Source organism: Pseudomonas sp. LBUM1672, assembly GCF_059695655.1.
Genome location: NZ_CP166781.1, coordinates 4447915 through 4470348, shown reverse-complemented (window position 1 = coordinate 4470348; position 22434 = coordinate 4447915). Strand labels below are relative to the sequence as shown.

The window sequence follows — 22434 nt, the reverse complement described above, 5'->3', positions numbered from 1 at the left end:
TCACTCTTTGGACTCGGGGTCAACATACAAGGAGCGGTGTGCTCGCTATAGCGCAAGCATAAACACCACTGTAACCCCTGCTACACCCACTCTTTACGCTTTCTTTATGCACAGCCAACACCCTTGGTCTCGTTCCTTTACAGCCACCCTGCCGACAATGACTCCACACGCGGCAATACGCCGTAACACGGAGAACTTCCATGAGCGTTCTGGACGGGGTGTCACTGCTATTGGCAGTGGGGCTGTTCATTTATCTGTTGGTTGCGCTGTTGCGCGCGGACCGGAACTAGGAGCGGCTATGCACAGTTATGACTATTGGCTGATCCTGGCCTTCTTGCCGTGGTGCTGATCCCGGCACCGTTCCTTGGGCGGTTCTACTACAAGGTCATGGAAGGCCAGCGCACCTGGCTTTCGCCGATCCTCGGACCGGTCGAACGTGGTTGTTATCGGGTGGCCGGCGTTGATCCGCAGGCCGAACAGAGCTGGCAGAAATACACCCTGGCCTTACTCGCCTTCAACCTAGCGGGCTTTTTGCTGTTGTTCACAATTCTGATGTTTCAGGATCACCTGCCGCTCAATCCGCAGAACCTGCCGGGTCAAGAGTGGACATTGGCGTTCAACACCGCCGTCAGCTTCATGACCAACACCAACTGGCAGGCCTACAGCGGTGAAGCCTCGCTGAGCTACCTGAGTCAGATGGTCGGCCTCACCGTGCAGAACTTCGTCAGCGCCGCCACCGGCCTGGCGGTATTGGTTGCGCTGTGTCGCGGTATCGGTCGCAAATCGACCAAGACCCTGGGCAACTTCTGGGTCGACATGACCCGCGCCACCCTCTACGGCCTGTTGCCGCTGTGCCTGCTGCTGGCGCTGTACCTGGTCTGGCAGGGTGTGCCGCAAACCTTCGCGCAGTACGTGAATGCCGTGACGATGCAAGGCGTCGATCAGGTGATCCCGCTCGGTCCGGCTGCCAGCCAGATTGCGATCAAACAACTGGGCACCAACGGCGGTGGCTTCTTCGGCGTCAACTCGGCGCACCCGTTCGAGAACCCGACGGCGTGGAGCAACTTGTTTGAAGTTGGCTCGATCATTCTGATCCCGGCCGCGCTGGTGTTCACCTTCGGCCACTACGTGAAAGACCTGCGTCAGAGTCGCGCGATCATCGCCTGCATGCTGGCGCTGTTCCTGATCGGCGGCGCGACCTCGTTGTGGGCTGAATACCAACCCAATCCGACCCTGAACAATGTCGCCGTCGAACAGACCGCGCCGCTGGAAGGCAAGGAAGCGCGCTTCGGCACCACCGCCACCGTGCTGTGGTCGGTGACCACCACGGCGGCGTCCAATGGTTCGGTCAACGGCATGCACGACAGCCTCAACCCGCTCAGTGGCATGGTCGCATTGGTCAACATGATGGTTGGCGAAGTGATCTTCGGCGGCGTCGGTGCCGGGCTCTACGGCATGTTGCTTAACGTGTTGATCGCGGTGTTCCTAGCCGGCCTGATGATCGGCCGCACGCCGGAATACCTCGGCAAGAAACTGCAAGCCAGGGAAGTCCAGTTGCTGGTGGTGACCTTGCTGGTGATGCCGCTCGGCGTGCTGGTGCTTGGCGCGATTGCCGCGAGCCTGCCCGGTCCGGTAGCGGCGGTGAGCAACCCCGGTGCCCACGGTTTCAGCCAGTTGCTGTACGCCTACACCTCGGCCGGTGCCAACAACGGTTCGGCCTTCGGCGGCTTCGGTGCCAACACCGCGTTCCACAACCTGATGCTGGGACTGGGCATGTTGATCGGTCGCTTCGGTTACATCCTTCCGGTGTTGGCGTTGGCCGGCAGCCTTGCGATGAAGAAAACCGCACCAATCGGCCAGAACAGCTTTCCGACCCATGGTCCGATGTTCGTGGTCCTGCTGACCGTGACCATCTTGTTGGTGGGTGGTTTGACCTTCCTGCCGGCGTTGGCGCTGGGTCCTATCGCTGAACACCTGAGCATGGGCTTCTAAGGAGTCAATGATGAATATGCCTGTAAATAAACCGGCGGCCGTCAAGGCGACGGAACAGCCAAAAACCGCGATCTCGGCCCTGTGGCGCCCGGCGCTGGTGCAAGCTTTCGTCAAGCTCGACCCACGGCAATTGCAGCGTGCGCCGGTGATGCTGGTGGTCGAACTGACCGCGATCCTGACCACCGTGCTGTGCTTCATTCCCGACAGCACCGTGCCGACCTTCGTCGCTGCGCAAATTGCGCTGTGGTTGTGGTTCACCGTGCTCTTCGCCAACTTCGCCGAAGCCCTGGCCGAAGGTCGCGGCAAGGCCCGTGCCGACAGCCTCAAGGCCGGCAGCGAAGGCTTGAGCGCCCGCCGCAAAACCAGCAACGGTACCTTTCAAGTGGTGCCCGCCACCAGCCTGCGCAAGGGCGATGTGGTGCGCGTCGAAGCCGGGGAAATGATCCCCGGTGACGGTGAGGTGATTGAAGGTATCGCAGCGGTCAACGAAGCGGCGATCACCGGCGAATCCGCGCCAGTGATTCGTGAGTCCGGCGGCGACCGTTCGGCCGTCACCGGCAACACCCGCCTGGTCTCTGACTGGCTGTTGGTGAAGATCACCGCCAACCCGGGCGAATCGACACTGGACCGCATGATCGCCCTGGTCGAAGGCGCCAAACGCCAGAAAACCCCGAACGAAGTGGCGCTCGACATCCTGCTGATCGGCCTGACCCTGATCTTCCTGCTGGTGGTCGTCACCCTGCAACCGTTCGCCCACTTCGCCAACGGCAGCCTGCCGCTGGTGTTCCTGGTGGCGTTGTTGGTTACGCTGATTCCGACCACCATTGGCGGCTTGCTGTCCGCCATCGGTATCGCCGGGATGGACCGTCTGGTGCGTCTGAACGTCATTGCCAAATCCGGTCGCGCCGTGGAAGCGGCGGGGGACGTACACGTCCTGCTGCTGGACAAGACCGGCACCATCACTTTCGGTAACCGTCGCTGCACCGCTGTTTATGCAGCGCCTGGCGTGACCGCGAAGGAGCTGGCCGAAGGTGCGTTGTTCGCGTCGCTGGCCGATGACACCGCCGAAGGCAAGTCCATCGTCGAATACCTGCGTGGGATTCACCCGCAACCTGAGCCTTCCGCTGACGTGTTGACCGCTGTGCCGTTCAGCGCCGAAACCCGCTTGTCCGGCGTCGACTATCAAGGGCGCGTGTATCGCAAAGGCGCGGTCGATTCGCTGCTGGCGTTCGTCGGCCTGAAACGCGCTGATCTGGCACCGGCCCTGTCCCGGGAAATCGACAAGATCGCCCAGAGCGGCGGCACACCCTTGCTGGTGTGTGCCGAGGGTAAATTGCTCGGCGTGATTCACCTCAAGGACGTGGTCAAGCCCGGCATCCGCGAGCGTTTCGCCGAGCTGCGCAAACTGGGGATCCGCACGGTCATGGTGACTGGCGACAATCCGCTGACCGCTGCGGCGATTGCCGCCGAAGCGGGCGTCGATGACGTGCTGGCCGAAGCCACGCCAGAGAAAAAGCTGGCGCGTATTCGCCACGAACAGAACGACGGCCGCCTGGTTGCCATGTGCGGCGACGGCGCCAACGACGCCCCGGCCCTGGCCCAGGCAGACGTGGGCATGGCGATGAACGATGGCACGCAAGCCGCGCGCGAGGCGGCGAACATGGTCGACCTCGACAGCGACCCGACCAAGTTGCTGGACGTGGTGCAGATCGGTAAGGAATTGCTGGTGACCCGTGGTGCGCTGACGACGTTTTCCATCGCCAACGACGTGGCCAAATACTTCGCGATCCTGCCGGCGTTGTTCGCCTCGATCTACCCGCAATTGGGTGTGCTGAACGTCATGCATCTGGCCAGTCCGCAGAGCGCGATTCTGTCGGCGATCGTGTTCAACGCCTTGATCATTGTGGTGCTGATTCCGCTGGCGCTGCGTGGGGTGCGGGTGCAGGCGGCGAGTGCGGCGGCGTTGCTGCGACGCAATCTGCTGATCTACGGACTGGGCGGGTTACTGGTGCCGTTCGTGGGGATCAAGGCGATCGACATGCTGTTGACGGCGTTGCATTTGGTTTGAGGCTGAAATCGACCCCTCACCCTAACCCTCTCCCCAAGGGGTAGAGGGGACTGATCGAGGTGTTCTTGGAGCTACATCGACCTGAAAAACCGAGTCGAACTCAGATTTTGAACAGCACAAAGATTGGCTCCCTTTCCCCTCTCCCCCATGGGGAGAGGGCTGGGGTGAGGGGTGGATTTCCCTGACACCCCACTACTTCTCCAATTTCGAGGATTCTGAAATGTCCACAATGATACGTCCGGCCCTGAGCCTGCTCGTGCTGATGACCCTGATCACCGGCGTCGCTTACCCCTTGGTCGTCACCGGTGTTGCCCAGGTCGCGTTCCCGGATCAAGCCAATGGCAGTCTGGTGCGTGACGCCGACGGCAAGGTCCGCGGCTCGTCGCTGATAGCCCAGGATTTCGTCGGTGACGCCTGGTTCCACCCTCGACCATCCGCCGGTGCGTTTGCCACCGTATCGAGCAGCGCCAGCAACCTTTCACCAAGCAACCCGGCGCTCGCGACTCGGGTGATTGACGATGCCAACAAACTGCTGGTGCCCGGCCAGGGTCCAGTGCCCTTGGCGATGGTGACCACTTCCGGCAGCGGCCTCGATCCGCACTTGCCACCAGCGGCGATTGCCTATCAACTGGCGCGTGTTGCGGCAGCGCGTAATCTGCCGGTGTCTACGCTTCAGCAATTGATGGATGCGCATATCGAACAGCCGCTCGTTGGCCCGCCAGTGGTTAATGTGCTGGCGTTGAACATGGCGCTGGATAACCTGTAGATCGGTGGCGCCGCCATTCGCTAGCAGGCTAGCTCCCACAGGGGTTTGTATTTCAATGTGGGAGCTAGCCTGCTAGCGATGGCGGCAGAATAATCACCACATCAACATCTGAATAAAGTGAGCTTCAAGCATGAGTGACTCCGGCCGCGCCGACGCGCTGTTAGCAGACCTGCCCCGCGATGGCCGTGGCCGGCTCAAGGTTTTTCTCGGTGCCGCGCCCGGTGTCGGCAAGACCTACGCCATGCTGCAAGCGGCCCACACCCAATTGCGCCAAGGCGTGAAAGTCATCGCCGGGGTGGTCGAAACCCACGGCCGCGCCGAGACCGAAGCGCTGCTCGGCGGCTTGCCGCAACAGCCGTTGGTGCGCTCGGAATACCGTGGAGTGATGCTCGAAGAAATGGACCTCGACGGCCTGCTCGCGGCCAAGCCGAAATTGGTGTTGGTGGACGAACTGGCTCACACCAACGCTCCTGGCAGCCGTCACGCCAAACGCTGGCAAGACATCCAGGAACTGCTCGCCGCCGGCATCGACGTCTTCACCACGGTTAACGTCCAGCACCTCGAAAGCCTCAACGATCAAGTGCGCGGGATCACCGGCGTGCAGGTTCGCGAAACCCTGCCGGACTGGGTGCTGCAAGAAGCCTACGAACTGCTGCTGATCGACCTGCCGCCGCGCGAACTGCTTGAGCGTCTGCGCGACGGCAAGGTCTATGTGCCGGAGCAAGCGCGCGCGGCTATCGATGCCTTTTTCACTCAGACCAACCTCACCGCCCTGCGCGAACTGGCGATGCAAACCGCCGCTGCGCAGGTTGACGATGACCTGACCCAGGGTTATCGCCAGCTCGGCCAAGCGGCGCCCGCCGTGCGCGGTCGGCTGCTGGTTGGCATTGATGGTGATGCCCAGGCCGAGCGTCTGGTGCGTCACGCCAGTCGCGTCGCCCAACGTCGTCATTTGCCGTGGAGCCTGGTGCACGTGGACAACGGCAGCGTGCGCGACGAGCAATCGCGCCTGCGCCTGCAAAGTGCCCAGCAACTGGCCGAACGTCTTGGCGGCGAAGTGGTGTTGCTGCGTGCCGGCGAGGTGGCGAAAACCCTGATCCAGCACGCCGCCGAACGCCGCGCGAGTCTGGTGTTGGTCGGTCAGTCGCGCCAGCGTTTGCGTCGGCGGTTGTTTGGTGGCGGTCTGGCGTCACGCTTGCTGCGCGATGCGCGCGGGCTGGAAATCAACGTCCTCGACAGCGATCAGGAACAGGATCAGCCGCGTCAGCGTTCGGCGCATTCGCTGGTCTGGTTCGATTACGCGTTGGCGGTGGTAGCAACCGTTTTGGCAACGGCCTTGGCCTGGGCAGTGGCGAGTGTCTTGCCGCTGCCGAATATCTCGCTGGTGTTCCTCGCCGCCGTGTTGCTGGTGGCGGTGCGCAGCAGCCTCGGCCCGGCGCTGGCCTGTGCGGCACTGTCGTTCCTGACCTATGACTTTCTGTTCATTCCGCCGAATTTCTCCTTCAGTATCCAGCGCGAAGAAGACGTGCTGACCTTACTGTTCTTCCTGCTGATGGCAGCCCTCACCGGTAACCTCGCGGCGCGGCAACGGCGGCAATTGCAGGCGCTGCGCGACACCCAGGAAGAGACCACCGAACTGCTCGATTTGTCGCGCAAACTCACCGCCGCCACCGATCGCCAGGCCGTGGTCAGCGCCGCAGCCCAGCACCTCAACGGCTGGAGCGATCTGCAACTGTGCCTGCTCAATCACGACGGCCAAGGCGGCTGGAAGGTCGAGACCGGTGGCCCGCTGGAGTTTTCCGAAGCCGAACGCGCCGCCGCCGATTGGGCCTGGCAACACGACCAGCCGGCGGGCGCGGGCACCGGCACGCTGCCGTTCGGGCGTTGGTGGTGGTGGCCGTTGTCGGTGGAAGACGGACCGTTGGCGTTGCTTGGCGTGTGTGCCAAGGAAGGCCAGACCTTGAGCGGTCAGCGTCGGCGTCTGTTGACGGCGTTGAGTCAGCCGCTGGCGCAGGCCTTGGCTCGCGCGCAACTGGCCGAGGACCTGGAAGCGGCGCGCCTGCACGGTGAAACCGAGCAACTGCGCAGCGCCTTGCTGGCGTCGGTGTCCCACGATTTGCGCACGCCGCTGACCTCCATGCGTGGCAGCATCGACAGCTTGCTGGCCCTCGGTGAAGCCATCCCGCTGGAGGATCGCCGCGAACTGCTCGAAGGCACCCGCGATGAAGCCGAGCGCCTCGACCGTTACATTCAAAACCTGCTGGACATGACCCGCCTCGGTCACGGCGCGTTGAAGCTGGCGCGGGACTGGGTGTCGCCGGCCGACATCGTCGGCAGCTCGCTCAACCGTCTGCGCGCGGTGCTGTCGCCATTGCAGGTCAGTACCGAAGTGCCGGCCGAATTGCCGCTGCTGTACGTGCATGCCGCGCTGATCGAACAGGCACTGGTCAACGTGCTGGAAAACGCCGCGCGCTTTTCTCCGCCCCACGGTCGACTGCAATTGCGCGCCGGGGCCGACGACAGCGAACTGTTTTTCTCGGTCTGCGACGAAGGGCCGGGAATTCCGGAGGAGGAGCGGGCGAAGATTTTCGACATGTTCTACACCGCCGCCCGCGGTGATCGGGGTGGGCAGGGCACGGGGTTGGGGCTGGCGATTTGTCAGGGTATGGTCGGTGCCCACGGCGGTCGGATCAGCGTCGCCGACGGCATCGAAGGGCGCGGCACCTGCATCACGCTGCACTTGCCATTGCAGGAACAACCGGGTTTTGAAAGTGAAGCCTGATACCCTTTGGACATCTCCATGCCGCGACCGGAAACCATGAGCCAGACCGCAACCATTTTGGTCATCGACGACGAACCGCAAATCCGCAAATTCCTGCGTATCAGCCTCGCTTCCCAAGGCTACAAAGTGCTCGAGGCCGGCACCGGCAACGAAGGCCTGGCCCAGGCAGCGTTGAACAAACCCGACTTGCTCGTGCTCGACCTCGGCCTGCCAGACATGGACGGCCAGCAAGTGCTGCGCGAGTTTCGCGAGTGGTCGACGGTGCCGGTGCTGGTGCTGTCGGTGCGAGCCAGCGAAGGGCAGAAGGTTGAAGCGCTCGATGGCGGGGCCAACGACTACGTGACCAAACCGTTCGGTATTCAGGAATTCCTTGCCCGGGTGCGGGCCTTGTTGCGTCAGGCGCCGGTTGGCGAGGCTCAGCAAGCGGCGTTGACGTTCGGCCCGTTGACCGTCGACCTGGCCTATCGCCGGGTATTGCTCGACGGCACCGAAGTCGCGTTGACCCGCAAGGAGTATGCGGTGCTGGCGCAACTGGCGCGGCATCCCGGGCGGGTGATCACGCAGCAGCAGTTGCTGAAAGATATCTGGGGGCCGACCCATACCGAGGACAGTCACTATCTGCGGATTGTGGTGGGGCATTTGCGGCAGAAGCTGGCGGATGATCCGACTCAGCCCAGATTTATCGTCACCGAAGCGGGGGTGGGGTATCGGTTGTTGAGTGAGGGCGGTCTTTAGCTGTTTGCTAAATGATCGGGCCTCATCGCGGGCAAGCCCGGCTCCCACAGGATCAGAGTTGTTCACAAATTGTGTGATCACCTCAAAACCTGTGGGAGCCGGGCTTGCCCGCGATGAGGCCCTCAGATTCGCTCAAGAACTTCAAGAATCCCGATTCTGCTCACTCTCATACCGATCCAGCGTATCCCGCGCAATCTCCCGCCCCAGAGCGATCAACTCCGGCGCCTTGTAAAACTCGAAAAACCGGCAAACCCGTTTCGGCACGTTGATCAGGATGTCCGGCGGATACCCGGCAATCTTGTACTGCGCCAACGACGTCTGCATCACCTCGAAACTCTGGTTGATCAGGTCCAGCAAGGACGCCGGCCCGACGTTGTCGATGATGAACGAGCCGGTGGCTGACTTTGGCGCGCCTTCGCGTTCGGGGGCGGCCGCCGGTTGCTGGGCTTCGGGTTCGGCGGATTCGATCCAGGGGTTGATATCGGCCGCTTCGGCCATCAAGGCTTCCTTTTCCAGCAGCAGCAATTGTTCCGCCTGTTTGCGCCGGAACGGCAATTTTGAACCCAGAGAGTTGATCAGGCTGTCGAACCGGGTCTTGAACGCAGGCGGCCGCTGAATCACCGGCAGTTGATAGTGGCGCTGGTTGGTGGAGTTGAGGTTGACCGCGATGATCAGGTCGCAATGGCTCGACACCACGGGCACGATCGGCAAAGGGTTGAGAATGCCGCCATCCACCAGCATGCGATTGCCCTGCATCACCGGGGTGAACAGGCTGGGAATTGCCGCCGAGGCGCGCATGGCCTGGTGCAAACAACCTTCCTGGAACCAGATTTCCTGCTGGTTGGTCAGGTCGGTGGCCACGGCTGTGTAAGGGATGCGCAGGTCTTCGATGTTGATCTCGCCGACGATCTTGCGGATCTGCCCGAACACCTTCTCCCCGCGAATCGCGCCCAAGCGAAAACTGACGTCCACCAGACGCAAGACATCAAGGTAGTCCAGGCTTTCGATCCAGTCGCGATAATCGTCCAGTTTTCCGGCGGCGTAGATCCCGCCGACCACGGCGCCCATCGAGCAGCCCGCGATGCAGGCGATGTCGTAGCCGCGCCGTTCGATTTCTTCAATGACACCGATATGGGCATAGCCCCGGGCCCCGCCTGAGCCCAGCACCAGTGCGACACGCTTTTTCATGAATCGCCCTCGTCTGACAAGGTTCAACAATGCACCCATCAAGGGGCGCGCTTCAATCGCTAAGGTCGCTCGGTGGGGCGAACACGTCGTTTTTTCGACACTCCATGGCGGCACATGGGTATTCTCGCGAGCGATAAAGTTTGCGCGGCGGGCCAAGGCACTTTTCACGTGCCAGACCGTCTTACCTGCACGACTGTTTACCTATTCTTGAGGTGTGAGTGATGAAAGCCTGGATCTGTGTGCCCTTGATTGCCCTGGCACTCGCCGGTTGTGCTGGCAAAACCGCTTACCGTGACAGCTGCGGTAGCAACCTCGATGCTGCGTGGCATGAACTGGACCTGGCCAAGGCCGAAGGTTTCGCCGGCACCGTCAGCTACTCCAAGGCCCTGTCGCTGTTGACCGCGGCCAAGACCCAGCAGCAATTCGAAGGCTTTGAAGGCTGCACCAAGAAGGCCGAGAAGGCGCGCTTCTATATTCGTGAGTCACGCGCTGGTCGTTGAGGCATGATCTAGGCTAAAGGAAATTCGCTTCAGGGAGCAAACGATGTCTGCCTTGGTTGATCGGTTGGTGGCTCATGTTCTGGGTCTGGAAGTTCGCCTGCTGGCGTGCCAGGCGCGTTTGAGTGCGCGCACCGATCCGGAAGCCTTGCACGACCTGCGCACTACGGTTCGCCGTTTGCGCAGTCTATTGAGGCCGTTGCGTGGGCTTCCCGGCGTCGAGCAGCTGGAAACAGCGGCGTCCCGGGTGGGCGACCTGACCACGCCGTTGCGTGATCGCGAGGTGCTCGCGGCGTACCTGCTCAAGCACGATCAACCCGAGGCGGCGCAACGACGCATGGCGCAGATGGCTGCGGCGTATCCGGCGGTGGCAGCAAGCCCCGAGGTGACGCAGTTGTTGATGATCCTCGACGCCTTTCCGCGTTTTCTCCGTGCCTCCCAGCGTCAGGGTTTGCTCAAGGGCTTGCGCAAACGCGTCGAAAAGCGTCTGGCCAAACAATGGAAAAAACTCGATCAGGCTTTGCACGATCCTGCCCACGATCGCCATCGCTTGCGCTTGCTGATCAAGCGCGTGCGCTATGGCATCGACGCCTATCCCGAACTGGATCGATTACCTGAAGCGGCGATGCCGCGCTTGAAGTCTGCGCAAGGTGCCCTGGGTGAATGGCATGACTGTTTTCAATGGCTGGCCAAGGCTGAACAGGAATCCGATCTGCAACCTTGTGTCGCCGTCTGGAAAACCACCATGGCCAAGGCCGAAGAACGCGCCGACCGCGTCCTCGACAAACTCAGCGCTGCCTGCTTCAAATCCTGAAACCACCGCAAATCACTGTGGGAGCGAGCTTGCTCGCGATGACGGCATGACAGCCAACATCAATGTTGAATGTCACGGCCCTATCGCGAGCAAGCTCGCTCCCACAGGGATGGGGGTTGAACATGGAATCATGTGTTCCAGCCCTGCACGGCCTATCTGTCAGTTTCTTTGGCCGGAATAAGCGCTGTGCCGTCCTCGCTGTCTGGTTAACATCCCTCCATCCTTTTCCGCTCCGAGGTTTTCATGCGCTTTTCCGATCTGCTCGACGCCGTCCGCAGCCAGCCGCTGGAGCTGTCTATCCCGGCCGAATGGGCGCAAGGGCGTGCCAGTTTCGGTGGCCTGGTGGCCGCGTTGCAATACGAAGCCATGCGCGCAAAAGTCCCGGCGGATCGGCCGGTGCGTTCGCTGGCGATCACCTTTGTCGGGCCGGTTGAACCCGAAGTGCCGGTCAGTTTTGAGGTTGATGTGCTGCGCGAAGGCAAAGCCGTCAGCCAGGTGCTGGGCCGGGCGATGCAGAAGGGGCAAGTGGTGACGTTGATCCAGGGCAGCTTCGGTGCCTCGCGACCTTCCGAAGTCGCGGTTGCGGCTGAGCCCGCACCTGAAATGAAACATTGGGAGCAGTGCCAGGAACTGCCGTACATCAAAGGCGTGCTCCCGGAATTCATGCAGCATCTGGCGATGCGCTGGAGTGTCGGCGGTCTGCCGTTCACCGGCAACAAATCCCGCGAGATGGGCGGCTGGGTGCGTTTGCGCGGGGATGTGAAGGAAGAGGCGGTCAGCGAGTCGCATATTCTGGCGCTGGTGGACGCCTGGCCACCGGCCCTGTTGCCGCACCTGAGCAAACCCGCGATGGGCAGCACACTCACCTGGACCATCGAATTCGTCCAGCCGTTGCTTGAGTTAAGCACGCTGGACTGGTGTAAATACCTGGTTGAAATCGAGCATGGCGCCGACGGCTACGGTCACGCAGCGGCGAAACTGTGGCGCGCGGACGGTCAGTTGATCGCCATGAGCCGGCAGACGGTAACGATTTTCGCCTGATCAGTGACGACGGTGGCGTTCCCGCCAGGCGCGCCACCAGCCGCCACTAAGGAAGAACCGCGGGAAGGTCAGGAACTGCTCGACCAGCAAGCGTGACAGCGCATCTTTACGATCACTGAACGGCTCGGAGGCTTGCGCCTCCAGGCTGTGGCCGTGGCGCTGCAAGCCCAGCGCGGCGATCACGCCTATGACACCGATGGCGAAGTTCGCGAAGTTCAGGCCGAACACCCCGGAAACAATCAACAGAAACGCCACGATGAACAGCGGCACGGCAATCAGGTGCAACACCAGATTGGTCGGGTGCTGGTGATTGCCCGGGTAGGCTCGCCATTGCCAGGCGGGTAGGTTGGGATGACGTTTGCCCATGATGCTGATCCTCGATCCATGTTGAACACATGATTGAAGAATAGGCTTGGCTTATGAGGGCGGCGAATCAAGGTTGGCTATCGGAGTGATAGCGGCCATGCGGGATATTGATGTTGGCTGGACTGATGCCTTCGCGAGCAGCCCGCTCCCACAGGTAATGTGCAAATGTCGGAATAGCGCTAATCCTGTGGGAGCGGGCTTGCTCGCGAAGGGGCCTTCAAAGCTTGAGCTGCCCTATCGCCTTGTTCAATTCCCCAGCCAACGCCGCCAGCTCATTACTGGTGGTCGCCGAATCCACCGTCTGCTGAACCGTGTTCTCGGTCACGTCCCGAATACTCACCACCGCCCGGTTCATCTCTTCCGCCACCTGACTCTGCTGCTCGGCCGCTACCGCAATCTGCGTATTGCTTTCGCGCATCTGCGCCACTGCGCTGGTGATATGCGCCAACGCTGTGCCAGCTTCCTGGGCCTGTTGTACGCAGTCGTCGGCCTTGAACGAGCTTTCCTGCATGAAGTCCACCGCGTCGCGGGTCCCTGCCTGCAACGCCGAGACCATGATGGTGATCTCGTCGGTCGAGGTTTGCACACGCTTGGCCAGGTTGCGCACTTCATCGGCGACCACCGCAAAACCGCGACCCATTTCGCCCGCCCGTGCTGCTTCAATCGCGGCATTCAGCGCCAGCAGATTGGTCTGCTCGGCAATGCTGTGAATCACGCCGACCACGCTGTTGATTTTCTGACTGTCCTCGGCCAGACGCTGAATCATCTCGGCCGTCTGCTGCACGCCGCTGGACAACCCGGCGATGGACTTCTGCACCCGACTGACCACTTCCTGCCCGCTGCCGGCCAAGGTGTCGGCGGTTTGCGAGAGGTCGCGGGTGGCGCCGGCGTGCTGGGCGATGTGATAGACGGTGGCGGTCATTTCGTTGATCGCCGTGGCGGCCTGATCGGTTTCGCTTTGCTGGCCAAGCATGCCGTGACGCACCTCGTTCATGCTCGAGGCCAGTCGCGCCGCGCCATCATCCAGTTGCCGGGCAGTGCTGGCGACAGTGTTGACCACCCGCTGGTAACCGGCCTGCATCGCATTGAAGGCATTGGCCATTTGCCCGACTTCGTCCTTGCAGGCCAACGGCACGCGAGCTGACAGGTCGCCTGTTTTCTCGACGTGAAGCATCACGTCTTTCAGGGTGTTGAGCTGACTCAGCAGGAAGCGGATCAACAACTGCGAAGCGCCCAGCATCGCCAGCATCAGGATGAACACCGCCACCGCGTAATGGGTGAAGCGTTCGCCGAACACCTGACTCAGGCTCGGTCCATGAGCGATCACCGCGACCTGCTGACCGTCGGGACGAGAAAGCACCTCGGCGCCCATCAACGGGTTGTCGCCGAACAGCGGCATTGAATTGATTTCGACCCAGCCATGGGCATCGGCCAGTTCCAGCACCGGCTGCTCGTTCAGCAACGGCGCCTGGCCGCGACTGAAAGTCAGCAGGTTTTCGGCCTTGGGCAGCGGTTGCCCGTCAGGCCAGGCATTGAGCAAGCGAGCCTGCGCCTGAGCCGACGCTTGAGCCGCGTGGCTGCGAGCCTGTTGTTCAAGCTGCACGGCGTACAGCACCAGCAAGAGGGTGGTGAAAAAGGCGACCGCATTGACCGCCCAGAATTTGTATTTCAGCGAGATATTGCTAAGCCAGGCACCCATGGAGGTTTTCTCTGATAGCGGAAACAGCATTGGCAAGGTGCCAGCATTGTGCCGCTATGCAGGGATTCTGGACTTGATGTGGATCAAAGGACCACACACACGCATCCAATGTGTGTGGGCTTGCTCGCGAAGGCGGTGGAACAGTCAATGTAGATGTCGACTGATTCGTCGCTTTCGCGAGCAAGCCCGCTCCCACAGGGGATTTGTGGTTACTGGGGGATGGAGGGCAGGCCGTAGAACGCGCGAGCGCAGGCGGTGGTGTGGGCAGCCAGATCCTCTTCCGTTTCGCCTCGATGCAACGCCACTTCGCGCAGCACTTCAGTCAAATACGCCGGTTCGTTGCGACCGTTCTTCGGCTTGGGCCGCAAACTGCGCGGCAGAAGGTACGGCGCATCGCTCTCCAGCATCAAGCGCCCGCGCTTGATCTCCTTCACCAACGGATGCAGGTGCGTGCCCCGGCGCTCGTCGCAGATCCAGCCGGTGATGCCGATGTGCAAATCCAGATCGAGGTAACTGAACAGCGCCTTCTTTTCCCCGGTGAAGCAATGCACCACCGCGGCCGGCAGCTGGTCGCGGTAATCACGGAGGATTTCCAGCAGTCGCTGACTGGCATCGCGCTCGTGGAGGAACACCGGCAATTGCAGATCGACCGCCATCGCCAGGTGCTCCTCGAGGACTTTTTCCTGCTGGGGGCGCGGCGAGAAATCGCGATTGAAATCCAGCCCGCATTCACCCACGGCTACAACGTTGGGTTCCTTGAGCAAACTGCGCAGTTGCCGGGCGCTGTCGGCGTTCCAGTCGCTGGCCGAATGAGGGTGAATGCCTGCGGTAGCGAACAGCCGCTGAGCCGTTTCGTCCAGCTGCCGGCACAGTTCCAGCGCCTGTTCGCTGCCTTCGACACTGGTGCCGGTCAGGACGAGTTGGCAGACCCCCGCGGCATACGCGCGATCGAGTACGGCCTGGTGTTTATCACCAAAACTGGGGTTGGTCAGGTTGACGCCGATATCGATGAGTTGCATGGTGCTACCTCGGACCAAAGGCCGGAAAGCATATCAGAGCTGTAGATTTATAAGAAAAGCCAAGAACTACAACGAGTTAAAGCTGTCTCTTGATGCCGCAAGACACGCCGGGGTGGTCAAGGTGCCATCACTGTGCCAGTCTTTCGCACTTTGTCAGCGCTCAAAGGCGCTCTGTTTCTGTCGTTCGATGTCATGAAAATTCGTGAGGTCGGCCCAGTATTCTTTCCGGAGAGTGGATGACACGTCCCTCGATGTTGCTACTGCTGTGCTGTTCGTTGTTGCTGCCGATGCCGGCGGTCGCACGTCTGGCCGGCCCGCTGCAAGCCGTGCCGGCGGCCAAGGTCCGTGACCTGGCGGAGATTCGCAGCAGTCGTGTGTTGCGGGTGCTGGTCAACCAGAGCCGCAACAGCTCTGGCGAAGTCCAGGGCCAGGCCATCGGCGTCGAATACCACCGCCTGCGCGCCTTCGAGCAATACCTCAACGGTCACGCCCGTGACGGACAGGAAATCACCCTCAAGATCATTCCCAAGGCCAAGGATCAACTGCTTGGTGCCTTGCAGCGCGGGGAGGGTGACGTGGTCGCGCCGGGGGAGTTGCTCGACTTGCAACCGGGCCACGCGGTCAGCAGCAGCGAACCGATTGCCAGCAACATCCCCTTGGTGCTGGTCGGCATCAAGGGAGAACGCCGTTACACCCGAGTCGAACAACTCTCGGGTAAAACCCTGGCGTTGCCCACCGGCAGTGCCGCCGGCGACGCGGTCAGTCAGATCAATTCAAAGCTCGCCCTGCACAAACTGGCGCCGGTGAAAATCGAATGGGTCGACCCCAGTCTGGCGGTCGAAGACGTTTTGGAAATGGTCCAGGGCGGGATCTTTCACCTGACCATCGTCGAGCAGCCGATTGCCGAGCGCTGGGGCAAGATCCTGCCCAAGTTGCGCTTCGACAAGCAACTGGCGATCAGCGACCCGGGCGAAGAGTTCTGGTTCGTGCGCCGCGATGCCTCGATGTTGCGCGCAAGCATCGATCGTTTCCTGACCACCTACAAGAAACCGTCGGACCAGGACGCAGCGTTTCTGCGCATCTATCGCCGTCTGTATCAAGTGCACTATCCCTTGGCCAAGGCTGATCGGCAGCGTCTGGAGAAACTTCGCCCGGTGCTGCAAAAGCACGCCGATGCCCAAGGCATGGACTGGCTGAACCTGGCGGCACTGGCTTTCAAGGAGTCGGCGTTGCAACCCAACGCCCGTAGCGGCAGCGGCCCCACCGGGCTGATGCAGATCACCCCGTCCGCAGCCCAGCGCGTCGGGGTCAACAACATTCAGAACCTCGACGCCAATGTGCAGGCCGGTGCCAAGTACCTGGCGATGATCCGTCGCAAGTTCTTCGCCAGTCCCAAACTCAACGAGCGCGAGCGCATGGCGTTCGTGCTGGCGGCCTACAACATGGGGCCGGAACGGGTCCAGGGCATGCGCGCCGAAGCCCGGCGGCGTGGCTTGAATCCCAATCAGTGGTTCTTCCAGGTCGAACGCATTGCCATGGAGCAGGTGGGAATGGGCGCCGTCAGCTATGTTAATAGCGTGAACAAGTATTACCTGGCGTTCGATCGTGAAAGGGAGTCGTTGGAGCCCCAGGGGCAGAAAGTAGCCTCACGCAAATGATCGACTAAACTGATTGTTATGTCGCAAAAATTGCGCTTTTAACATTGGTTTTATCGATTAATATAGCGGCCAACCAACACACAATCACAATGGATGACACAGCATGAGCTCACTGATCAACAAGGTACTGTTTACCCGCGCTGGCTACGGCTTGACCGTTCTGCGGATCTTCGTCGGCATTATCTTCGCTGCTCACGGCGCGCAGAAACTTTTCGGCATGTTTGGTGGTTACGGCATTGCCGGCACCGCGCAGTACATGGAAAGCCTGGGTCTGGCACCGGGTCACCTGATGGCGATTCTGTCCGGTGGTACCGAGTTCTTCGGCGGTCTGGCACTGATCATCGGTCTGCTGGCACGCCCGGCAGCACTGGGGCTGGCCTTCCTTTCGCTGGTCGCCATTTTCACCGTACACATCAGCCACGGTCTGTTCATGTCCAATAACGGTTATGAATTCGCCCTGGCCTTGCTCGGCGGCAGCATTGCGGTACTGATCGAGGGTGCCGGCAAACTGTCGGTAGACCGCGCGATCGCCGACTGACCGCTCTGGCTCAACGAAAAGGCCCGCATTGCGCGGGCCTTTTTTGTTGCGCGTCATTCTTGACACTGTCCGGTCAGCTTCTCTAGGATGCTGCTCATGCGCCGATTTAAACAGCTACTTGCGGGGCGCCAGGTGACTCATCCAGTTGCCGATAGAAGCTTGAAACAGGCTTCGAAATACCGCTAAAGCGCTGGTTCGGTGTTGCCTCTCACCTGCCATGCAGACTTTTGAGGCAGAGACACGACCCAATGAATGCACTAAGCCCCGTTGTACGCCCCGCGCCGATCACGGCACACCTCACCCAACGCAATCCAAAAATCCTGCTTGGCGGCAAACATCAGCCGACGCTCCTGCGTTATCTCGATGGCTGGCCACGTCGTACTGGCGGCCCCGCAGCGTTCCTGATCCAGTTTGTCGAAGACGGTGAATCACTGGCACGATTTGCCAGCGACAGTTTTGATCTGGCCGTCATTCAATCGCCCAGCGTTGAAGACGCGCCGGAAGTGATCAAGCAACTGACCCGGGTTGCCCGGCAAGGTTTGATTACGCGCCGCTGAGGCTTTAGAGATACTCGATCGCCACGATATACACGCACTGCTCACCGGTCGGTGTCTGGACCCGAACCTCGGCGTCCAGCGCCTTGCCAATGAGCGCCCGGGCGAGCGGCGAGTCGATGCTGATCAGTCCCAGTTTCAAATCCAGCTCATCCGGCCCGACGATGCGGTAGCGTGATTCTTTGCCGTCTTCATCTTCGATGGTGACCCAGGCGCCGAAGTAAACCTTGTTCGGGTCGCTGGGTTTTTCGCTGACAACTTTCAGCGCTTCGAGCCGCTTGGTGAGAAAGCGCACGCGACTGTCGATTTCGCGCAGCATCTTTTTGCCGTAGGTGTACTCGGCGTTTTCCGAGCGATCACCCTGTGCCGCCGCCTCGCTGACCGATTGCGTCACCTGAGGCCGACGGACATGCCAGAGCTCATGGAACTCGGCCCGCATCCGCGCTTCACCTTCAGGAGTGATCAGCGCGGTGCCAGCGGTGCGGGGAGGGCGATAACGGCTCATGGCAACTTCTTGTGAGGGAAAGGCCTTGAGTCTATCAACCCTCGCGCAACACTGTCAGCGGGCTGGCGTTCAGCGCACGACGGGTACCGAACACGCCGGCGCCGCCGATCAGCACCGCGCCAATCAACGGCAACACCAAAAGCCACGGATGCGGATGCCACGGCAGGTCGAAGGCGTAGCGGTAAAGCACCAGGCTCACCAACTCCGAACCCAACGCCGCCAACAACCCGCTGACCGCGCCGAGCAAGCCGAACTCGATCCGCCGTGCCTTGACCAGCAACTGCCGTTCGGCCCCCAGTGCGCGCAGCAGCGCACCCTGGCGAATGCGTTCATCGAGGGTCGCCTGCAAGCCCGAGAACAACACCGCCATCCCCGCCGCCAAGACAAACAACAGCACATATTCGACCGCCAAAGTGACTTGAGCGAGGATGCTGCGCAGCTGCTCCAGCAAGGCTTCGACTTGCAGGATGGTCACCGCCGGGAACGACCGGGACAGGTCGACAATCTGCTGATCGTGACCCGCCGCCAGATAGAAACTGGTCAGGTAGGTCGCCGGCAAATCCTTCAACGTCCCAGGCTGGAAAATCATGAAGAAGTTCGGCTGGAAGTTGTCCCAGTTGATCTCCCGCAAGCTGGTGACTTTCGCTTCGCGATTGGCCCCGCCGACGGTAAAGACCATGTGATCGCCGAGCTTGAGCTTCAGGCTTTCAGCAACCTTGCCTTCCACCGACACGCCAGGAATCTCATCGGCTGGCTGTTCGCTCCACCAATTGCCCGCCGTCAGTTTGTTGCCCGCCGGCAGGTCCGCTGCCCAGGTCAGGCTCAGGTCGCGCTGGATCGCCCGGTCACCCGCCGAATCCTTGCTGACGATCTCCTGCACCGGCTCGCCGTTGATGCTGATCAGTCGTCCGGGCACTACGGGGTACAGCGGCGCCGATTGGGCCGAGAGTTCGATCAGGCGATCGGTGAAGGCTTGTTTGTCGGCGGGCAGAATGTTCAGCGCGAAATAGTTCGGCGCGTTTTTCGGCAACTGGTTCTGCCAAGTGTCGAGCAACTCACCGCGCAACAATGCGATCAGCGCCATGGACAACAGGATCAGACCGAAGGCCAGGGCTTGTCCCGCTGCCGCCAGAGGATGGCGCAGCAATTGGCCCAGCCCAAGGCGCCAGGGCAACGAGGCGCGCGCCAGCATCCGACGCAGGCTTTTGAGCAGCAGCAACAGCAGGCCGCCGAGTATGACCGCCGCGATCACGCCGCCGCCGAGCAGGGCGAAGGTCAGCAGCAGGTCGAGGCTCAGGCGCCACATGATCAGGCCGAGGGCGCCCAACGCGGCGCCGTAGACCATCCAGGTGCTGGACGGAATCGGTAGCATGTCCCGACGCAGAACCCGCAGCGGTGGCACTCGACCGAGTGCCGCCAGCGGCGGCAGGGCAAAACCGGCCAAGGCCACCAGCCCGGTGCCGATCCCGGCGATGGCGGGAAACAGACCGCCCGGTGGCACATCGGTCGGCAACAAATCATGCAGCAGCGCGAACAATCCAAGCTGTGCGAGCCAGCCGAGGAGGGCGCCGCCAAGGCTGGCGAGCAGGCCGAGTACCGTCAGCTGCAAACTGAACAGCACCATGGTTTCCCGGCGCGACAGACCCAGGCAGCGCAGCAAGGCACTGGCGTCGAAGCGGCGGGTGGCGAAGCGCGTCGCCGACAGCGCCACGGCCACGCCGGACAACAGAACCGCCACCAGACTGGCCATGTTCAAGTAACGCTCGGCCTTGCCCAGCGCGCCGCCGATCTGCCGGTTGCCGTCGCGGGCATCCTGTATACGCTGGTTGGCGGCGAGGCCGGGCTTGATCAGTTGACGGTAGGTTTCCAGCGCCTCGGCTTTACCACGCCAGAGTTCACGGTAACTGACCCGGCTGCCGGGTTGCACCACGCCGGTCGCGGCGAGGTCGCTGAGGTTGATCAGCACCCGCGGCGTCAGGCTGTAGAAATTGCCGGCACGGTCCGGTTCGTAGGTCAGGACCCGCGCCAGTTTCAGGGTGCGCAGGCCGACATCGATGCTGTCGCCGATCTTCAGGTCCAGCGCGGTCAGCAGTCGCGCTTCAACCCAGGCTTCACCGGGTTTCGGTCCGCCACCGGCTTCCTCCGGTGCGAAGGGCGCCGGGGCGCTTTTCAGTTCGCCACGCAGCGGATAAACGTCGTCGGCCGCCTTGATGCTGGACAGTTGAATGCCGTTGTCGGTGGCGATGACACTGGAGAACTCCACCACTTGAGCGTGTTCGAGTCCCAGCTCCGTTCCACTTCTGATCTGTTCGGGGCGCGCCGGTGAACTGCCTTCAAGCAATAAGTCAGCACCGAGAAACTCGGTGGCGCGCAGCATCATGGCGCCATTCAGGCGGGCACCGAAGTAGCCGATGGCGGTACTCGCCGCCACGGCGACCACCAGGGCGAAGAACAACACGCGCAACTCACCGGCGCGGGCGTCGCGCAGGAGTTGCCGGATCGCAAGGCTGAACAGGCGCAACAGCGGCAGGCGTGCCATCACGGCTCCAGAGGGGCGACCAGCAGGCCGGCTTCAAGGCGGATCAGGCGCCGGCAGCGATGTGCCAGGCGTTCGTCGTGGGTCACCAGCACCAGGGTCGTACCGCGTTCCTGGTTGAGTTCGAACAGCAGGTCACTGATGCGCTCGCCGGTATGGCTGTCGAGATTGCCAGTGGGTTCGTCGGCGAACAGCACGTCCGGTTCGGCGGCAAACGCACGGGCAATCGCTACGCGCTGCTGTTCACCACCGGAGAGCTGGCGCGGCGAGTGGGTCAGGCGCTGGCCCAGGCCAACCCGCTGGAGCAATTGAGTGGCCCGTTCACGAGCGTCTTTGCGGCCATCGAGCTCCAGCGGCAGCATGACGTTTTCCAGCGCGTTGAGGCTGTCGAGCAGTTGAAAGGACTGAAACACAAAACCCACATGCTCGGCCCGAATGCGCGCGCGCTGGTCTTCATCGAGATTGCTCAGGTCCTGGCCGGCGAGGGTGACTTCACCGCTGCTCGGCAGGTCGAGGCCGGCGAGCAGGCCGAGGAGGGTGGATTTGCCGGAACCGGAGGCGCCGACGATGGCCAGGCTGTCACCCTTGTTCAGTTCCAGGCTGAGTTCGTGCAGGATAGTCAGTTCACCTTCCGCGCTGGGAACCACTTTGCTGAGGTTCTTCGCGGTGAGAATGCTTGCGCCCATGGAGAATCCGATGCGAGTGTGGTTTTTGAGTGCTGGCCTGGCCTTGATGTGCATGGCCCAGAACGCAGCGGCGGGAACAGTCCTGATCGTTGGCGATAGTATCAGCGCCGGTTTCGGCCTGGATACCCGCTTGGGGTGGGTGTCGTTGCTTGAGCAACGGCTCAAGCGCGAAGGTTTCGACGATAAGGTGGTCAACGCTTCCATCAGTGGCGACACCAGCGCCGGAGGCCAGGCGCGCCTGCCCGCGCTGCTTGCAGAGCATAAGCCGGAGCTGGTAATCCTTGAATTGGGCGGCAACGACGGCCTGCGCGGAATGCCCCCAGCTAATTTGCAACAAAACCTTGCGTCGATGATCGACAGCTCCAGGAACAGTGGCGCCAAGGTGCTTTTGCTTGGCATGCAGCTGCCACCCAATTACGGCGTGCGTTATACCGAGGCTTTTGCGAAGGTCTACAGCGCGCTGGCGGAGGAGAAAAAAATCCCATTGGTACCGTTTTTTCTCGACGGCGTGGGCGGTCATCCAGACCTGATGCAGGCCGACGGATTGCACCCGGCTGCGGGCGCTCAGGACAAGTTGCTGGAAAATGTCTGGCCGACACTGAAACCGCTGCTTTGACGCTTTTCTAGCGGCGGTGTTTCGGCTAAGGTGGCGCCCCCGATTTGGAGCCCCCGATGCCGCGTCCTGCCTGGTCCCTTTTTGCCTACCAACTGATCGAGCCTGACGAACAGCTGGATCTGTTCGCCTGCCAGGAAGTGCGGGTGCATCTGGTGACTCGTCAGCTGGAGCTGGGCGGCTCGGCCGACCGAACCTTGTGCGGCAGTCTGCTGCCCGCGCAACCGCGCTGGTCGAGTGTCGACCGTCGGGTATTCCAGGACCAGCGCCTGTGTTCGCTGTGCCGGGCCATCCTCGAGTCGCAGAAACGCGGCACCTCGCCGATCTGGCCAGAGTTGCGGTTCGAGCTGTAAAGCGGCAAAGATAGCTTGCTATCG

General features: G+C 61.6%; 20 protein-coding genes and 1 pseudogene. 14 read left to right on the top strand and 7 right to left on the bottom strand.

Annotated features, from left to right (window positions below; genetic code table 11):
- Nucleotides 1–200 precede the first annotated feature (200 nt).
- From kdpF to ACA053_RS20305, 6 genes and pseudogenes are all read left to right on the top strand, one after another.
- Nucleotides 201–290, top strand: coding sequence for a K(+)-transporting ATPase subunit F (gene kdpF, locus ACA053_RS20330; RefSeq protein ID WP_007899818.1), 90 nt, complete (start codon nucleotides 201–203; stop codon nucleotides 288–290).
- Between the two features lie 8 nt (nucleotides 291–298).
- Nucleotides 299–1992: pseudogene (gene kdpA, locus ACA053_RS20325) on the top strand (potassium-transporting ATPase subunit KdpA).
- Between the two features lie 10 nt (nucleotides 1993–2002).
- Nucleotides 2003–4060 (top strand): potassium-transporting ATPase subunit KdpB, encoded by a 2058-nt coding sequence (gene kdpB / locus ACA053_RS20320; RefSeq protein ID WP_497312813.1) that lies wholly within the window; start codon nucleotides 2003–2005, stop codon nucleotides 4058–4060.
- Nucleotides 4061–4280: 220 nt separating this feature from the next.
- A complete protein-coding gene (kdpC, locus tag ACA053_RS20315) occupies nucleotides 4281–4826 on the top strand; it encodes a potassium-transporting ATPase subunit KdpC (RefSeq protein ID WP_497312811.1) in 546 nt (181 codons plus the stop codon).
- Nucleotides 4827–4956: 130 nt separating this feature from the next.
- Nucleotides 4957–7608 carry a DUF4118 domain-containing protein gene (locus ACA053_RS20310; protein ID WP_109633676.1) on the top strand — a complete coding sequence of 884 codons (2652 nt, stop codon included), beginning with the start codon at nucleotides 4957–4959 and terminating at the stop codon, nucleotides 7606–7608.
- Between the two features lie 36 nt (nucleotides 7609–7644).
- The gene (locus ACA053_RS20305) at nucleotides 7645–8343 is read left to right on the top strand and encodes a response regulator (protein WP_109636169.1); all 699 of its coding nucleotides are present in this window, start codon (nucleotides 7645–7647) and stop codon (nucleotides 8341–8343) included.
- A gap of 141 nt (nucleotides 8344–8484) precedes the next feature.
- Here the strand turns inward: ACA053_RS20305 and ACA053_RS20300 are convergent, their stop codons facing one another.
- Nucleotides 8485–9531, bottom strand: a complete 1047-nt coding sequence (locus ACA053_RS20300; protein ID WP_109633674.1) for a patatin-like phospholipase family protein — start codon at nucleotides 9529–9531, stop codon at nucleotides 8485–8487.
- A gap of 221 nt (nucleotides 9532–9752) precedes the next feature.
- Here ACA053_RS20300 and ACA053_RS20295 point away from each other — a divergent pair, with 221 nt between their 5' ends.
- The 3 genes from ACA053_RS20295 (at nucleotide 9753) to ACA053_RS20285 (ending at nucleotide 11883) form a co-directional block, all read left to right on the top strand.
- The gene (locus tag ACA053_RS20295; protein ID WP_034150181.1) at nucleotides 9753–10031 is read left to right on the top strand and encodes a hypothetical protein; all 279 of its coding nucleotides are present in this window, start codon (nucleotides 9753–9755) and stop codon (nucleotides 10029–10031) included.
- A gap of 43 nt (nucleotides 10032–10074) precedes the next feature.
- Nucleotides 10075–10842 (top strand): CHAD domain-containing protein, encoded by a 768-nt coding sequence (locus ACA053_RS20290; protein WP_497393523.1) that lies wholly within the window; start codon nucleotides 10075–10077, stop codon nucleotides 10840–10842.
- A 243-nt stretch (nucleotides 10843–11085) separates the two neighbouring features.
- Nucleotides 11086–11883: an acyl-CoA thioesterase gene (locus ACA053_RS20285; protein ID WP_109633669.1), complete on the top strand. Its 798-nt coding sequence runs from the start codon at nucleotides 11086–11088 to the stop codon at nucleotides 11881–11883.
- On the opposite strand, the gene ACA053_RS20280 is transcribed toward ACA053_RS20285, so the two are convergent.
- The 3 genes from ACA053_RS20280 to ACA053_RS20270 form a co-directional block, all read right to left on the bottom strand.
- A complete protein-coding gene (locus ACA053_RS20280; protein WP_109633668.1) occupies nucleotides 11884–12249 on the bottom strand; it encodes a terminase in 366 nt (121 codons plus the stop codon).
- Nucleotides 12250–12466: 217 nt separating this feature from the next.
- A complete protein-coding gene (locus tag ACA053_RS20275) occupies nucleotides 12467–13948 on the bottom strand; it encodes a methyl-accepting chemotaxis protein (RefSeq protein ID WP_497393522.1) in 1482 nt (493 codons plus the stop codon).
- Between the two features lie 209 nt (nucleotides 13949–14157).
- The gene (locus ACA053_RS20270; protein ID WP_497393521.1) at nucleotides 14158–14967 is read right to left on the bottom strand and encodes a TatD family hydrolase; all 810 of its coding nucleotides are present in this window, start codon (nucleotides 14965–14967) and stop codon (nucleotides 14158–14160) included.
- A 236-nt stretch (nucleotides 14968–15203) separates the two neighbouring features.
- On the opposite strand from ACA053_RS20270, the gene ACA053_RS20265 reads away from it, so the two are divergent.
- The 3 genes from ACA053_RS20265 (at nucleotide 15204) to ACA053_RS20255 (ending at nucleotide 17720) form a co-directional block, all read left to right on the top strand.
- Complete coding sequence (locus ACA053_RS20265; protein WP_497393520.1) at nucleotides 15204–16625, top strand: MltF family protein; 1422 nt, start codon at nucleotides 15204–15206, stop codon at nucleotides 16623–16625.
- Nucleotides 16626–16728: 103 nt separating this feature from the next.
- The gene (locus ACA053_RS20260; RefSeq protein WP_109633662.1) at nucleotides 16729–17163 is read left to right on the top strand and encodes a DoxX family protein; all 435 of its coding nucleotides are present in this window, start codon (nucleotides 16729–16731) and stop codon (nucleotides 17161–17163) included.
- 248 nt (nucleotides 17164–17411) lie between these two features.
- Nucleotides 17412–17720, top strand: coding sequence for a hypothetical protein (locus tag ACA053_RS20255; RefSeq protein WP_109633660.1), 309 nt, complete (start codon nucleotides 17412–17414; stop codon nucleotides 17718–17720).
- Between the two features lie 4 nt (nucleotides 17721–17724).
- Here the strand turns inward: ACA053_RS20255 and greB are convergent, their stop codons facing one another.
- From greB to ACA053_RS20240, 3 genes are read right to left on the bottom strand one after another with little or no spacing between them, the layout of a single operon-like run.
- Nucleotides 17725–18222 (bottom strand): transcription elongation factor GreB, encoded by a 498-nt coding sequence (greB, locus tag ACA053_RS20250; protein ID WP_033057207.1) that lies wholly within the window; start codon nucleotides 18220–18222, stop codon nucleotides 17725–17727.
- A gap of 34 nt (nucleotides 18223–18256) precedes the next feature.
- The gene (locus tag ACA053_RS20245; RefSeq protein WP_497312800.1) at nucleotides 18257–20761 is read right to left on the bottom strand and encodes an ABC transporter permease; all 2505 of its coding nucleotides are present in this window, start codon (nucleotides 20759–20761) and stop codon (nucleotides 18257–18259) included.
- On the bottom strand, nucleotides 20761–21444 hold the full coding sequence (locus tag ACA053_RS20240; RefSeq protein ID WP_411960610.1) for an ABC transporter ATP-binding protein: 684 nt from the start codon (nucleotides 21442–21444) through the stop codon (nucleotides 20761–20763). The genes ACA053_RS20245 and ACA053_RS20240 overlap by 1 nt, the downstream gene beginning before the upstream one ends.
- A 10-nt stretch (nucleotides 21445–21454) precedes the next feature.
- On the opposite strand from ACA053_RS20240, the gene ACA053_RS20235 reads away from it, so the two are divergent.
- Nucleotides 21455–22060, top strand: coding sequence for an arylesterase (locus tag ACA053_RS20235; protein WP_497393519.1), 606 nt, complete (start codon nucleotides 21455–21457; stop codon nucleotides 22058–22060).
- 56 nt (nucleotides 22061–22116) lie between these two features.
- On the top strand, nucleotides 22117–22410 hold the full coding sequence (locus ACA053_RS20230; RefSeq protein WP_003226812.1) for a hypothetical protein: 294 nt from the start codon (nucleotides 22117–22119) through the stop codon (nucleotides 22408–22410).
- The last annotated feature ends 24 nt before the right edge of the window (nucleotides 22411–22434 follow it).